Below are 14,232 nucleotides of genomic sequence, written 5' to 3'. Positions count from 1 at the left end.
GGACGGTTCGCCTTAACTATCGATAAATGAACAGATAGCCGAGCGATCGAGGCCATACGACTAGTGCAGCAGCGTCGCCGCGGGGCCCGGCTCGGGTTCGCCGGCCGGTGGCCGGATGCCCTGGAAGCGGCCGTACTGGCGGGAGTGGCGGAGCAGCGGCGGCACGCCGCCGGCCTCCGCGTGGACGACCAGGCCGACGACGAGCCAGTGGTCGCCGACCGGCATGACCCTGTCCAGTTCGCAGGCCACGTGGCACGCGGTGCCGGCGATGAGCGGGACGCCCAGGGGGCCGCTCCACCACCGCGTGTGCGGCCCGAACCGATCGGTGCCGCGGCGCGCGAACCGGTCGGCGATGTCGGCCTGGTCCGCGGCCAGCACGTTCCCCCCGAACACCCGGGCGTCGCGCAGCCGTGGCCAGGTGGTCGACGTCTGCGACACGAAGAACGACACCAGCGGCGGATCGAGGCTGGCCGAGGTGAACGTGGTCACGGTCAGCCCGACCGGGCCCGGCCCGGTCACCACGGCGACCGCCGCCGCGTGCTGCGCCATCGCGCGCCTGAGCTGCTCCATCAGCCGACCCGCGCCAGGAACGGGGTGAGGGCCCGGCGGAAGGCCGGCGGCACGCGCGCCGGCTTCATCCCGCCGTTCTCGGCCCGCATGCACAGGACGCGCTGCCGCCCCCTGGCCACCAGCTCTTCCGCCTCCTCGCGCACCCGCACGTACTCGAACGTGAAGGCCACCTGCGTCTGGGTCAGTTCGGCGAGCCGCATCCGTACGGCGATCTCGTCGAACGCGAACACCTCGGCGAGATACTCACATGAGCAGGTGAGCGTGAAGATCTTCAGGCCGTCGCCGAGCTCGGCGAGCAGCCCGGGCACACGCTCCCGGAGGAAGAGTTCCCGGCACCGGCCCTGCCAGCGGGCGAAGTGCGCGTAGTAGACGTTCCCCACGACGTTGGTCTCGTCCAGCCCGACGACGTGGCGGTACTCGAAGTAGGGCGTCATGCGCGACCCTCGTCTCCGGTGAGGACGGCGAACACGACAGGGTGCTCGGCGCCGCTCAGGACGGTGGCGATCGTGACGATCCGCGCCCGGCCCGAGGCGAACGTCAGCGACCCCGGCTCGGCCGATCCGATGAGACTCAACGGATCAGTGGGAGAGCCGCCGGCCTTCACCTGGCACTCGGTGGCCGCCCACACCCGCGTGGCGGCGACCGCCAGGGGCTCGCCGAGTTCGGCCGCGGCCCGTTCGGCCAGCGTGATCCGGCCGGCCTTGAGCAACTGCGGCCAGGGACGGTCGACGGCCTCCTCGGCGTCGCAGCCGAGCGGACCGTTCCCGGCGACGGCCAGCACGAACCCCGGGCCGTGGGACGCCGAGATCTCAGGCCCGTGGCCGGAGCCCACCTGCAGCTCGATCTCGGGCCGTCCGTCGGGACGGTGTCGTACGAACACGTCGGCGCCGACCGCGCGACTGACGGCACGGCGGGTCGCCTCGGCGCGCTCATCGTGGCCCTCCGGCTCGACCGCCACCCCGACGCCCTCCGGCAGCCGCCGCTGAAGGTAGGGCCCGATGAGAGCCGCGATCGCGGGAGGGCCATGGCGGCGCAGCGCCCGCAGCCGTAGTCCCTGCCACTCTTCCACGACCCGGCCCGCCTCGTCGTACACCGTGAGGTCGTACAGATAGCTGTCGCCGTCATGGCTGCGCTCGCGGGCGTCCAGGAAGAGCCGATCGGGCCACAGGCCCGTCGCGGGCACCAGGCGCTCGACCCGGTCCGGCAGGAGCGTCGCGTCCGGCACGCACGCCTGGATCGCGTGCATGAAGGCGTCCCTGGGCCCGGGGTCGGCGAGCAGCAGTCTGGCGGGCAGCATCGGCCCGAACCACGGCTTGTCCGGGCTTCCGGAGATCTCCGCCACGCAGCCCGTCGCCGTGAGCTTCCGGTAGCCGATGACCCGCTGGAACCGGCTGCCCTGGAAGTACAAGGGGCCGTACCAGTCCCCTGCCTTGATCAGGCGGGCGGCCGGATGCGTCGGCGCGTCACCGGCGGGGGGCACCGGCCCGGGCCGGAACGTGCCGCGGACGTGCTCGGCGGCGAAGTCGGTCTCCGCGCTGCGGATCACCACGTCGGCCGAATCCCCGTCCTCCCGCACCACCGCACCGATCCTGATCGTGGCGGTCAGGTCTCCGTCCGCCGTCACCGGCCGGAGGAATTCCACGTTCTCCCAGACCGGCCGGTTGGGCAACGCGGTGACGGCGGCGGCCGCCTCGGTCATCGCCTCCAGGGCCAGCACGCCCGGCAGAATCGCCACCCCGTCCACCTGATGGTCGGCCAGGTACGGATCGTCGTGCTCGGTGAGGCGGGCTTCGGCGACCAGCTCGATCGAGGGGTAGAAGACCAGCGGATTCTCGGTGAACCGCGCCAGCGGCAGCTCCCGTTCCTCGAAGGAGACCGTCGGCAGGTCGCCGGTGCGGCCGACGACCACCGTGACGCCGGGGGCTCCGGGGTCGGCGATCAGCCGCAGCAACATCCTGACGCCCTCGTCGGGCGGGATCGGCCTGATGCCGTCGCGTACCAGGGCGTCGAGGACGCCGAGGTGCTCGCCCATCCCCACGCCCGACCACACCGACCACTCGATGGCCAGGCAGCGGCAGTCCGGGCGGCGGCGGGCCTGGTCGAGGGTCAGGTCGGTCAGCCATTCGTTGGCCGTCCCGTACTCCGCCTGTCCGCGCAGGCCGGCCCGGCCGATGATGCTGCCGAACGTGACGAGCAGCCGCAGCCGACCGCGGTCGACCGCGCGGAGCACGGCGCGCAGCCCGTCGACCTTGGGCGCCACGGTGGCGCGGAACGACGCCTCGTCGGCGTTGGTCAGCGCGGCCGGCCGGTTGCGGCCGGCGCCGTGCAGGACCGCCGTCACCTCGCCCAGCCGTTCGCGCGCGCCGGCCACGGCGGCGGCGACCTGCTCCTCCGACGTCACGTCCGCCGGGAAGTACGCGTGCTCGACGCCGACGGCCTCCAGCCGCGCCAGGTTGGCCGCGAGGGCGGCGTCGCGCGCCGGATCGGAGCGGCCCAGGATCGCGAGCTTCGCGCCGGTGCCGGTGGCCAGCTCCCGCGCGCACTCGGCCGTGATGCCCTTGCCGCCGCCGGTGACGAGCACGACGTCCTCGGGCCCGAGCGGCAGCGGGCCGGGCCTGGGCGTGTGGGGGCGCAGCACGGGAACGCTGCGCCGGCCGCGCTCGTCGAGGCGCACCTCGGTGAAGCCGGTCGCGGCGGCGGCCTCGCGTACGACGGCGGCGACGGGGAAGGGACCGGCCGGGACGTTCACCACGCAGGTGACGACCTCCGGGTTCTCCAGGTGCAGCGTCTTGGCCAGGGCCGCGGCGCCGCCGCCGCTCTGGACGACGAGACAGCGCCGGGCTCCGGCGAGTGCGGCGCGGGCGCCCGCCAGCAGCATCCCGGTCTCCGCCGTGTCGCGCGCCGGCGACGGGCAGATGAGCACCCCGTCACCGATGCCCGCGGTCTCCAGGGCACGGCGGAGCCGCTCGGCCTCGGGGGCTCCGGGCGAGACGAACGCCTGCCACGAGCCCGTTCCGCCGGCGGCGGCGTCCGCTCGCGGCGGTAGCGGATCCGCGGGCACCCACGCGACCGCGAACGGGCGCACCCACGGTCCCGCCCCCTCCACGGCGTCACGCCGCGCGTCCTGTCCCGGCGACGCCGCCGCGGCCAGGTCGTCCAGCGCCTCGGCGAGCTCGGCCAGGCTGGCGGTGGCGAAGCCGGTGGCCGGGGCGAGCGTGGTCAGCCCGCGCTCGGCGGCCGCCTCGTTCATGATCTGGCCGACGACGATGGAGCTGAGGTGCAGGTCGTCCAGCGGCTTGGTGTCCGGGCGGACCACCTCGAGCGGGAGCTCCGCCCGCTGGGCCGTCAGTCTCCGCAGCCGCTCGATCGCGCTGTCCTCGGTCGCGCCGGCCTCGTTCCCGGACGCGTCGTTCCGGGGCTCGGCCTCGCCGCGGTCACGCGGCACGACCGGGGCGGCGGGCAGGTCGAGGTCCGGGGTGGACTCGCACGGATTGGCGAAGAACCGCAGCGGCGCGCCGAGCCGGAACGGCCGGGTGAACCGGCCGTTCCACAGCGCCTCGGTACGGACCGGGACCCCGAGGACCACCGCGGCCGCCACGACCCTCAGCAGGGGGGCCAGTGACGGTGCGTCGAGATCCATGCTCAGCGCCGGAACACCGGCGTTGCCCGCGGCCAGCCCGCTCAGCGTCGAACCCGACCCGGCCTCGATGAACAGGCCGACGTCGCGGGCCGCGGCCGCGACCGCCGGTCCGAACCGAACCGGGGCGGTGACCTGCTCGGTCAGCAGCCGGACCAGATCGGTGCCGGGCGCGAGCTCCTGGCCGGTCACGGTCGAGATGACCCGGCCGCGGAGCGGCCGGAACTCCTGGTCCCGTACGTGTTCGGCCAGCGGGGCGGCGGCGGGCGCCACCAGCGGTGAGTGGAAGGCGTGCGACACGCGGAGGCGCGTGCACTCGATGCCCGACTGCCGGGCCCGTACGGCGACCCGGTCCACCGCGTCGGCGGGCCCGGACACGACCGTCTGGCCGGGGCCGTTCAGCGCCGCGATCACCACGGGATCGCCGGCCAGCAGCGGCGTCACCCGGTCCGGCGCCGCGGCGAGGCCCGCCATCGCTCCCCCGCTGCCGAGGCCCGCCATGATGCGTCCCCGCACGGTCGCGATCCGCAGCGCCGCGGCCTCGTCGACCGCCCCGGCCCAGGCGAGGGCCGCGAGCTCGCCCACACTGTGCCCCACCGCGACCTCCGCCTCGATCCCGAGGGCCGACAGGACGCGTACGGCGGCCAGCGAGGCGGCGACGATCCGGGGCTGGGCCACGGCGGTGTCGACGGGGTCCCCGTCGGGCATCGGCCACGAGTCGAGCACGGCGCGGAAGCGGCCGCGGGCGGCGCTGTGACCGTGCCGGGAGCCCCGGATGGAGCCCTGCCCCGGGAAGAGGAGCCCGGTCTTGACCGGGCCGGTGACCCGGCCGAGGAAGACACCGGCATCGGGGTCGAACAGCGATTCGCGCCCCTCCCCCAGTGCGTCGGTGGCCCGCCGAAGCGCTTCCGCCGCCCGGACCGGGTGCCCGGCGACGATGGCGGCCCGCAGCGGCCGCCCGCGATATCCGTCGTGCAGGACGGCGGCCAGGTCCCCCATCTCGGCGAAGGACAGGGCGGAGACGGAGTCCGCCAGCCGCAGCAGCGTCTCCCGCAGCTCCGCGGGCTCGTCGGCGTCCGCCAGCAGCAGTTCCCGGTCCTGCGCCGAGGCCAGCAGCGCGACCGACCGCGCCTCATCGGTACGGCGGTCGCGGGCCTGCCCGATGACCACGTGCGTGTTGATCCCGCCGAAGCCCATCGAGGTGACGCCCGCCCGGCGCGGCCGCCCGGACGGCCACGGCTCGCCGGCCGAGGCGCGCAGTGCCGGGCGGTCCCGCAGCAGCACGTCGTGCGGGTCCACGCAGCCCGCGGTGGGCGGGATGATGCCGTCCCGGACCGCCAGCGTGGCCTTGATGAGACTCGCGATGCCGCAGGCGGCCTTGGTGTGCCCGATGAGGGCCTTGATGCTGCCGATGGGGGCCGGCGGCGCCTGCGGATCGGCGGCGTCGCGTTCCGCCGAGATGGCCTCGAGCTCGACCTGGTCGCCGGTCGGCGTGCCGGTGCTGTGCCCTTCGAAGTAGCCGACCGTGTCCGGGCCGAACCCGGCCCGCTCGTACGCGCGGCGCATCGCCAGCCGGTAGCCGTCGACGGTCGGGCGGGTGATCCCGCCGCGGCCGTCGGACGACCTCCCCCAGCCCTCGATCACCGCGTAGCCGCCGGTCGCGTCCTCCTCGCGTACGAGCACCGCCATCGCGGCGCCTTCGCCGGGCAGGAAACCGGAGCTGCGCTGGTCGAACACCCGCATCTCCCCCGGCGTCAGCGCGCCGACCTTGGCGAAACCGATCAGCTCGAACGGGTCGATGCTCAGGTCGACCCCGCCGACGACCGCGACGTCGATCTCGTGGTCGGCCAGCGCCGTGCACGCGGTCACCACCGCCAGCAGGGACGAGGAGCAGGCACCGTCGACGGTGTAGGCGCCGCCCCGCAGGTCGAAGTGGTTGCTGATGCGCCCGGCGATGGTGTTCGACAGCCCACCGGCCAGGGTGTCCTCACCCACCTCGGGGAACGGAGCCTTGTACTGCCGCTCAAGGCCGGCCAGGAAGCCTTCCAGCCGGCGGTCGTCGAAGCCTTCCGCGCGCAGCGCCGCCGCGACGGTCCGCCGGACGTACGGCCAGCGCAGGCGCATGAGGTTCGCCCGGCTGAACTCACCCGTCAGGGTGTTGCCCACGATGACGCCCGTGGTCAGAGCGGGCAGGCCCGCGCCGCCGGGGAATCCCGCGTCGGCGAGCGCCCGGGATGCGACGTCCAGGGCCAGCCAGTGAGTGAGGTCGGTGGACCGGTACGTGCTGCCGCCGACCCGGAAGCCGACCCGGTCGAACTCATAGCCCTCGATGACCGCGGCCATGTCCGTGTAGAACCGGTCGCCGGCATCCGGATCGGGCCAGTAGTAGTCCGCGCGGCTCAGCCGCTCGTCCGGTAGGCGGCGGAACGCCCGGCGCTGCGCCAGTACGTTCTCCCACAGCTGGGCGGGCGAGGAGGCATCCGGGTACTCGCACGCCAGTCCGATGATCGCGATCCGTTGCCCCATGTCGTCACCTGGCCTCGGCCACGGTGGCCGCGACCTGGACGGGCGGCGCGGACTCGCGCCGCAGCCGCCGCGCGGCCGGCAGCGCCTTGCCCCAGTGGTAGGCGCCGCGGACGGCGCAGACGACGACCAGCGCGAAGAACAGGCCGTACACGATGTGCAGCGCCATCAGGACGCCGTAGATGACACCCACCGACGCGCCGAACATGACCTGGTCGCGCGGCCTGACGGGGGTGGTGCCCGGGTCGGTGACCATGTAGTTGAGCCACAGCACGAACGCCGTTCCCGTCATCATCAGCAGCGCGGGCCGCCAGGCGATCCCGAACACGGCGGCCCGGAACACGGCCTGGGCCGCGAACGCCAGCACCAGCCCGCCGATCAGTGGCATCTTCTTGGTGAGCTGGGCGTTCAGCATCGTCCCCGACGCCAGGATGAGGACCGGGATGAGCCAGTCCAGCACCGCCCCCGTGTTCTCCGTGAACTCGTACGGCGGCGCGATGCTGACCCACGAGAACAGCAGCAGCGCCACCGCGATGCCGAAGTTCGACGGGTTCATGAAGTGCCGCGACTTCCCCTTGATCGGGGCGCGCAGGATCGCCTTCTGGCCGACGGCCACCACGACCGCGAAGACCACCAGCCACGCTTGCGCGTTGGCGTACAGGAGCATGTTCACGGCGAGGCCGGTGATGTGCGCGGGCAGCAGGTAGTCGACCAGCCCCCTCAGCCCGTGCCCCCGGTAGGCGGGGGGCCGGCGGTGGGCCCACGCCGTGACCGCCTCCACCAGGATCTCGGTGGCGTAGGCGGTGCCCACCGCCATGAACGGCCACAGCCAGGGCTGTTCGAACCCGAGCAACAGGTAGCCGATGATGTTGAACACGGTGATCGAGATCGCGAACCTGCGCAGGGCCGCGATCCGGACGTCCTTCGGCGGCTTCGGACGGACGCCCTCCGGCGGGTCCTGAGGGACGTCCTTCGGCGGCTCCTGGCCGGCCGGCCGGGCCGGCGTACGCGAGCTTTTTCCGCGGAGTGATGTCATCGCGCCGGTACCTCATGAATGGTCGAGTCGAGTAGGAGCGTGTGGCTGCCGGGGGTGATACGGGTCGTCTCGCGGTGGACCTGGCCGTTCGTGTCCCGCCAGGTCACCGTCGCGGCCACCGGAGCGCCGGACTCGCCCAGCCCGAAGTGCAGGCCGAAGTCGTTCTTGCCCGAGTGCCCGCTGCCGCCGTCGACCTGGGCGATCATGGTCTTGCCCGAGGAGGTCCGTACGGTGACCGTCGCTCCGATGGCCGGCGTACCCGCCGCCTGGAGCGGTGCCCGCTGCCCCGGCACCGGGCGGAAGAGCCGCAGGTCGAGGTATTCACCGAGATGGGGAGCGTCGTTCTGGTAGAACGCCGGCGGCCCCCACTGACGGGCGACCGCGAGGTCGAGCGCCCCGTTGGCACGAGTGTCGGCCATGCTGATCCCGCGCGTCGGGGTGCGCACGCACAGACCCAGCGGGCCACTGAGGTCGACGTAGCGGCCGCCCTGTCCCGGGGCGAAGAACGCCGGGCACTGGTGTCCGGCCACGTCGTCGCCCGCCTCGATGTTGGGCCAGTACACCGGGTTGGAGAGGAAGTTGTCGTTCGTCGTCGCGAGCTCTTGCAACTGCGCCCAGCGGTTGACCGTGCCCTTCACGAAGCCGGCCGTCTGTACGACGTCCTGGGTACCGCGATTGGCGAAGTCCCCGGCCTTGACGTCCCACGACCACCCGTTCTGGGCCAGGCCCATGGGCCAGCTCCTGTCGGTGAAGTCGGCGTTCCCCCGGAGCAGGTCGCGACGCATCTGGGCCTGGCTGCTCGACGTGTTCATCCACGTGAAGTTGCTCTCTTCGAGGCCGAACGAGGTGGTGATGTTGCTGACCACCATGTCGAGCCTGCCGTTGCCGGTCAGGTCGGCGAAGTCGACGCCCATGCCCTTGAACGAGCCGTTGCCGAGGACCTTGGACTTCGGCACGACCGGTGACCGCCAGCCCTTCGCCTCGGTGAACCGGATGTGCCCGGGCTCGGACCTGTTGACGAACAGGTGGTCGTGGCCGAAGTCGTTGGCCACGTACAGGTCCGGGATCATCGAGCCGTCCAGGTCCGCCGCCGCCGCGGCCAGCGTCCAGCCGGTCGCCGAACCCTTCGGGAACGGGTCGCGGGCCTCGGCGTACCTCGGCGCCCCGGTCGCGGTGGCGCCGTCCCACCGGAGGACGAGGTCGCCGCCGCCGTTCGTGGCACGGGAGAACCCTTCGGGCATGACCACCTTGCCCCGGGAGTGCGACCCGAGGACCGGAGAGTCCGGGAAGTAATTGCCGATGACGATGTCCTGGTGGCCGTCGCCGTCGAGATCCGCCACGGCCACCGCGTTGGTGTTCCAGAGCGGGCCCGTGTAGCGGCCTCCCGGGCCGGGCTGGTGCGGGACGACCTCGGTCGGCCGGTAGGCCGACGCGGACAGCTGCTTCGCCTCCCGCTTGAGCAGGTAGAGCACCGGAGTCCGGCCCCAGTAATACACCAGCAGATCGGTCAGTCCGTCCTGGTTGTAGTCGCCGGGAACGCAGCCCATCGGGGCCATGGTGGACGTGTCGTAGGGCAGCGCCGGGGACGGGCTGAGCACGAATGGCGCGAAGGTCCCGACGGCTTGCGTGCCCGGCACCGGAGTGACGATCACCGAATCGTTCCGGGTATCGACCAGGCACATGTCGTCGGGCCGGCCGCTGCCGGTGAAGTCGTTGATCGCGACCGCGGCGCCCACCGACGAGATCCACGCCTGAATGCGCCGGTAGGCCGGGTTGACGTCCCGGATCGTGGCGTTCGGTAGGCCCGGCGGTTCGGCGATGGGCAATTGCGTGAAGTGATATCGCGAGACCACGGCTGCCTGCTGCCGGGCTGACGCTCCGCGTGGTTGCGCCAGCGGCAACAGCACCCCGATCAGCGCGAGCACGACGGCCGGCGGTGCGAGCTTTCTTATGTTCACTTCTCTCCCGCGAACCTTTCTGTCCGGAACCCAGGACCGCCGGACCTCTGACCATCTCGACGGGGATGGGAAGGCTCACGCGTGAAGCGCCCGCGGATCCGGAGGCGCCATGCCTGATAGGCGTCTCCGGCCGCCGGGTCGGCAGGCCGGGCGTCATCGGTCCATCGCGCCGCCTCCGCGACCTCCATCCCGCACAGCACCCGCACCGCGGTGGCGGTGAGGGGGGTGACCAGCCCCGCCTGATACCGGGCCTTGGCCGCGAAAGCCGCACCCTGGGCTACATCCGGCAGGTGGCGGCCGGCGCAGGCGGCCAACTCCCGCAGCGATGCCTCGACCGCCTGCCTCGCGGCCGGGTCCTCCCCACCGGCCGGGCCGGCCGCGCTCTGCTGACCGGCGTACGCCGCGGCCAGGCCCGCGCCGGCCCACAGGTCCGGCTGCCGGTCGGGGGCGAAGCCCGCGATCGTGCCGGCCAGGTGAGCGGCGTCGGCCCCGCAGACGAACCACAGGGCCCGGCCTATCCCCTGGTCGACGACGTGCGCGGCGTCACGGGCGTCCCCTGGGTGGCCGCGGAGGATCCGAGGCCGGCGTTGCTCGCCTACGACGAGCGGAGTCCGGAAATAGGCTTCGTGGAACCCGTATCCGTCGAGGGCCAGCCAGCGCAGCAACGGATCCCTGAGCCGGACCCGAGGGCGCAGCGGGCGCGGCAGACGGGCCAGCGCCCAGCCCGCCCCGACGTGTGCGGTGTAGATCTGGTGCGCCGCCGGGCCGGCGATGAACCTGTGCAGCCGCCCCCCGGCTCCCGGAAGAAGACCGTCAAGGATCGCCAGCGCCATCGAGGCGCCCTCATAGGCGAAACCACGGTACTCCGGGGGAACCGTTTCCAGACGCGTCGCGACCTCGCGCTCTCCCCGCACGGTCATGCCGTATTCCAGGCCGACGAGGAACCAGCGGCCGACCTGCTCCAGATAGTCGCGAGCCTGCGGCTGCCCGACGTGGAAGCCGCGCACGAGAAAGGTCACCTCGGTCGATGGCGGCGCCAGCATCTTATGGAGAGCACGCCCCGTAGCGAAAGTCATAGAGTTCCCTTAACCGTAGGGAGCATTCACTGCCTGGATCAATTGACCTCATGGAATGATCAGTTATTTCACGCCGGTTCCGGTATTTTAACTGACACTCATGAGACAGCCAGAATGCACCGATTCCGGCGTTTTGTTCCGCTCGGCGGACGAGATTCCACGATGATCGCGAACGGCAGCCGCACCGCGGCCTGGAGCCGGGCGACCGAGGCCGGCCCTTTCCGGGCATGGGCCTCGCGTCGCCTTCGCAGCGTGGGCACGAACCCTTCGTCCGGCGTCTCAGGGTTCTGGGCGTGCTGATGGTTCGGCGGGATGGCCGGTCAGACGGCGTCCGGGCGACTGGGAGGTCTGATCCGCCGCGAGCCGGTCGGCTATGGAACGCCATACCCCGGCGCAGTGCTCGGCGAGGGTGATGAGACAGTCGGCGCGGTGGGGAGGAACCGCTTCGATGAGCTGGTTGACGTCGGCCCCGCGGACCACGTGGTCGTGCAGCCAGCGGAGCATGCCCCGGCCGGATTCCGACTGCCGGATCGCGGGGTCATGGACGAAGCTCTCCAGCAGTGACCCGGGATCGAAGCCGGTGACGTCGGGGGCGGGGCGCCGGGCGGGGCGCCGGGCGGTGACGACCTGGCCGGGCCCGGGGGACGTTGCGCGGTCCGGGTCGGCGCTGGGCCGGCGCGAGCGGATGGGGTCTTCCCCACGCTGCATCTGCTTGCGGACGTCATGGGCGGTTCCGACCGAGATGCCGGCGCCGGCGGCGATCTCCCGCAGAGAGGCGTCCGGGCGGGCGGTGAGGAATTCCACGGCGCGCCGTCTGCCCTCGGTGCTGTTGAGCGGGCGGGCGCGGCCATCGACGCCGATGCGCTTGCTCGACTGCGGATTTTCCGCGTTTGAGCGTTTTCTGATGGCACTGACCGTCTTGTCGGACAGCCCGGTGTAACCGGCGATCGCGCGATCGGAAAGGTCGGGGCTGGCGGCGATGATCCGCTGGGCGGCGCGCCTCCGGTCGTCCAGGCTGAGCGGGAGTCCGTGAGTGACGTTCTCCCTGACGGCGTGTAGAAATGCTTCGTTCTCGTCGCCTTCGAAGAATCGAACCCGGATCTCCTGCCTGCCGCTGGCCATCGCGGCGCGGAGGCGGTGCATGCCGTCGATCACCCGCATAGTGCTGCGGTGCACGAGGATGGGCGGCAACTCGGCCTCGGCCTCGACCAGCCGGCGGGTGTGATTCTCATCTTCCCCGGCAAGCCGCGGCGAGTCGGCCGGCAAAAGCTCGCTCAGCGGAACGGTGTGCACGTCCTGATCGGGCGCGGGGAGCATGGTCGGCCCTTCTCGTTCGGCGGCTCCCGCTGCCGAACTGCGCACCGGAAGGCGCATTTCCACGTTCGGTTCGGTGATAGGCCTGTGTGCTGCAGTCCTGGACGATGTCATCGTCTCTCCAAGAGCTCACGGCGTTCAACAAACTAGCGACGATTATGCGCATAGCAGTTGCCGGGCCGGAACCCGCGGCCCGGGCCGTCCTCATGACCGGTTGCGGACCTAAAACAATGCTCTTAAGTTAGCCGCCGGGCCGCCTGCGGGCGAGCGCAATTGATGCCGCCATTTCGTGCGGCGGGGCAGACGACGGTGCGGGGCGGCTCGCGAGGTCGCGAAAGCGGACGACGCACCGAGGGGCCGCGGTGCGTCACCGGTCCCCCATGGGTGCCGCGGAGTTGCCGACAGGCGGTGCGGCCCCATGTCGGCCACCGCTCGAACGGCCAGGTCGTTTCCGCGGCCATTCCCCGTTAACTTAATACCATTGCGGGCGGGATTGAGCGATACCGGACGACGATATTGGTCGGTATCGGTCGTCCGTCCGCGGCCCAGCCTGCCGGGCGCACGCTCCGCCGATCCACCACGCCGGCTCCCGGCCGGCCTGCTCGCGGCGGAACGCCTCCGAGGGCCTCCTCGACGCCGACCCCCGGAGCCCGCTCGGCGGGAGAATCTCCTACGTCTCAGGAGGGCCGGCTCGGCCGGACAATCGCCTACGTCTCACGTCCCGGGCCAGCCCGACGACGGCTCCGGGCGCCCAGGCGGGTAATGCGCGAGCCGATCTTCGGGCCTCTGCCGGTTGATGGGAAATCGCCGCGGGAACGGTCTGGCCGTTCGGACGACGGCTGACAAGGAGCCGCACCGCCTGATAGCAGCACAGGATGGCGTGCACTTCTTGGCGGATCAGGTCGGGATCCCTGGACCGGAGCGTCACCGCCGACCCTCCGGGAGGCAGAAGGTCGAGCGTGCTGAAGCAGTCCCCGAGACGCCAGCGGGAGGCATGCGCCGCGACGCACGCCTCCGCGGGCAGCACCCTGGCGTCGAGGATGTCGGTCACGAGGAGGGGCTTCCCCGGCCTCCCCGCGGCCGGCGGGCCTTCGCCGGCATCGGGGATGACCCGGACCGCGAGGCCGGGGGCGCCGCCGGAGCCGGGCCGGGCGGCCGGGCCGGCGAGGCGGGACAGGTAGGTGCCGTCGGGAAGCGTGCTCAGCCTGGGCAGGTCGTCCTCCGGCCCCGCCTGCCACAACACGTGCGCCCCGGCGGCGATCACCTCCCCCAGCAGGTCATAGGCGGGCAGGATGCCGCCGAACAGGAGCAGGTCACCGGGATCCAGCTTCCGCAGGAGCTCCCGGATCAGCGCTGTCTCGTCGAAGGCCGCGCCGAAAACGCCCGCGCCGAGAATCGCCGACGTCCCGCACTCGCCGAGCGCCACGACGCGGGCCTGCGGGACCGGGTCCGGCTCAGAACCGCCGGGCGGGTAGCCGAACACGCTGACGTTCCCGGGCGTATTCGGCAGGCTCAGCGGCGCCTCGTCCAGGGCCACGAGCCGCATCCCGCCGACGCGCACATGCCCGGGCTCCTCCCGCACCTGCGGCCCGGCGGCCTCCTCCACCAACGCGGCCATCACCTGCGAGCCGAGTCTCTTGCGGGCATAGGTGATCGCGGCCGGAGTCGGCCGCATCTCGCGCGGAGGCTCGGCGGTGAACGGGTACGCCCAGGCCAGCCCCGAGACGAGCTTGTCCCAGACCTCGCCGTAACCCGACCGGAAGAACATGACCATGGTCAGCACGTAGTAGACCATCAGCCGGGCCGGCAGCGCGCGCATGCGCTGCTCCCGCACGCCGAGCCGGTCCACGACGCGATCGACGAGTTCTGGCGGAAAGGCCCGGATCAGCACGCCGACCGCAACCCGGTCCGCGAGCAGGTCGCCGACCTGCTCGCGGAGCCTCGCCACGTAAGGGATATTGCTCCGCGGCACCTGTGTTGAACCCGTGACACATCGTGGCCAATGGGGCGCCTATTACGCGAAGAACCCGGCGAGTTCCCGGACGACCTCGTCGGGGCGCTCTTCGGCGAGGTTCAGGAGGGGCCGAGGCCGAGGACGGGGAGTACGACCCGGTTGAT

The 14,232-nt window shown here is 72.2% G+C and carries 8 protein-coding genes; all 8 read right to left on the bottom strand.

Annotated features, from left to right (window positions below):
- Window positions 1-60 precede the first annotated feature (60 nt).
- The 8 genes from NDW01_RS29265 to NDW01_RS29230 all read right to left on the bottom strand — a co-directional run bounded on the left by NDW01_RS29265 (window position 61) and on the right by NDW01_RS29230 (window position 14,062).
- The gene (locus NDW01_RS29265; RefSeq protein ID WP_252827279.1) at window positions 61-570 is read right to left on the bottom strand and encodes a flavin reductase family protein; all 510 of its coding nucleotides are present in this window, start codon (window positions 568-570) and stop codon (window positions 61-63) included.
- Complete coding sequence (locus NDW01_RS29260) at window positions 570-1,004, bottom strand: acyl-CoA thioesterase (protein WP_252827277.1); 435 nt, start codon at window positions 1,002-1,004, stop codon at window positions 570-572. Before NDW01_RS29260 ends, NDW01_RS29265 begins: the two co-directional genes overlap by 1 nt.
- Complete coding sequence (locus NDW01_RS29255) at window positions 1,001-6,733, bottom strand: type I polyketide synthase (protein WP_252827275.1); 5,733 nt, start codon at window positions 6,731-6,733, stop codon at window positions 1,001-1,003. Before NDW01_RS29255 ends, NDW01_RS29260 begins: the two co-directional genes overlap by 4 nt.
- 4 nt (window positions 6,734-6,737) lie before the next feature.
- Window positions 6,738-7,766, bottom strand: a complete 1,029-nt coding sequence (locus tag NDW01_RS29250) for an RnfABCDGE type electron transport complex subunit D (protein WP_252827272.1) — start codon at window positions 7,764-7,766, stop codon at window positions 6,738-6,740.
- On the bottom strand, window positions 7,763-9,724 hold the full coding sequence (locus tag NDW01_RS29245) for a CRTAC1 family protein (RefSeq protein ID WP_252827269.1): 1,962 nt from the start codon (window positions 9,722-9,724) through the stop codon (window positions 7,763-7,765). The genes NDW01_RS29250 and NDW01_RS29245 overlap by 4 nt, the downstream gene beginning before the upstream one ends.
- The gene (locus tag NDW01_RS29240; protein WP_252827267.1) at window positions 9,721-10,767 is read right to left on the bottom strand and encodes a DUF1702 family protein; all 1,047 of its coding nucleotides are present in this window, start codon (window positions 10,765-10,767) and stop codon (window positions 9,721-9,723) included. Before NDW01_RS29240 ends, NDW01_RS29245 begins: the two co-directional genes overlap by 4 nt.
- Window positions 10,768-11,079: 312 nt before the next feature.
- A complete protein-coding gene (locus tag NDW01_RS29235; RefSeq protein WP_252827265.1) occupies window positions 11,080-12,117 on the bottom strand; it encodes a ParB/RepB/Spo0J family partition protein in 1,038 nt (345 codons plus the stop codon).
- A 667-nt stretch (window positions 12,118-12,784) separates the two neighbouring features.
- A complete protein-coding gene (locus NDW01_RS29230) occupies window positions 12,785-14,062 on the bottom strand; it encodes a transposase domain-containing protein (RefSeq protein WP_252827263.1) in 1,278 nt (425 codons plus the stop codon).
- Between the last annotated feature and the right edge of the window lie 170 nt (window positions 14,063-14,232).

This window comes from Actinoallomurus soli, from assembly GCF_024055715.1.
GTDB classification, from domain to species: domain Bacteria; phylum Actinomycetota; class Actinomycetes; order Streptosporangiales; family Streptosporangiaceae; genus Actinoallomurus; species Actinoallomurus soli.
This window is presented reverse-complemented; position numbering and strand designations above follow the sequence as displayed.

What these genes read in the sequence shown, in the direction of transcription:
- NDW01_RS29265 (WP_252827279.1), bottom strand. Translation starts at nt 570, where the DNA reads ATGGAGCAGCTCAGGCGCGCGATGGCGCAGCACGCGGCGGCGGTCGCC.
- NDW01_RS29260 (WP_252827277.1), bottom strand. Translation starts at nt 1,004, where the DNA reads ATGACGCCCTACTTCGAGTACCGCCACGTCGTCGGGCTGGACGAGACC.
- NDW01_RS29255 (WP_252827275.1), bottom strand. Translation starts at nt 6,733, where the DNA reads ATGGGGCAACGGATCGCGATCATCGGACTGGCGTGCGAGTACCCGGAT.
- NDW01_RS29250 (WP_252827272.1), bottom strand. Translation starts at nt 7,766, where the DNA reads ATGACATCACTCCGCGGAAAAAGCTCGCGTACGCCGGCCCGGCCGGCC.
- NDW01_RS29240 (WP_252827267.1), bottom strand. Translation starts at nt 10,767, where the DNA reads ATGCTGGCGCCGCCATCGACCGAGGTGACCTTTCTCGTGCGCGGCTTC.
- NDW01_RS29235 (WP_252827265.1), bottom strand. Translation starts at nt 12,117, where the DNA reads ATGCTCCCCGCGCCCGATCAGGACGTGCACACCGTTCCGCTGAGCGAG.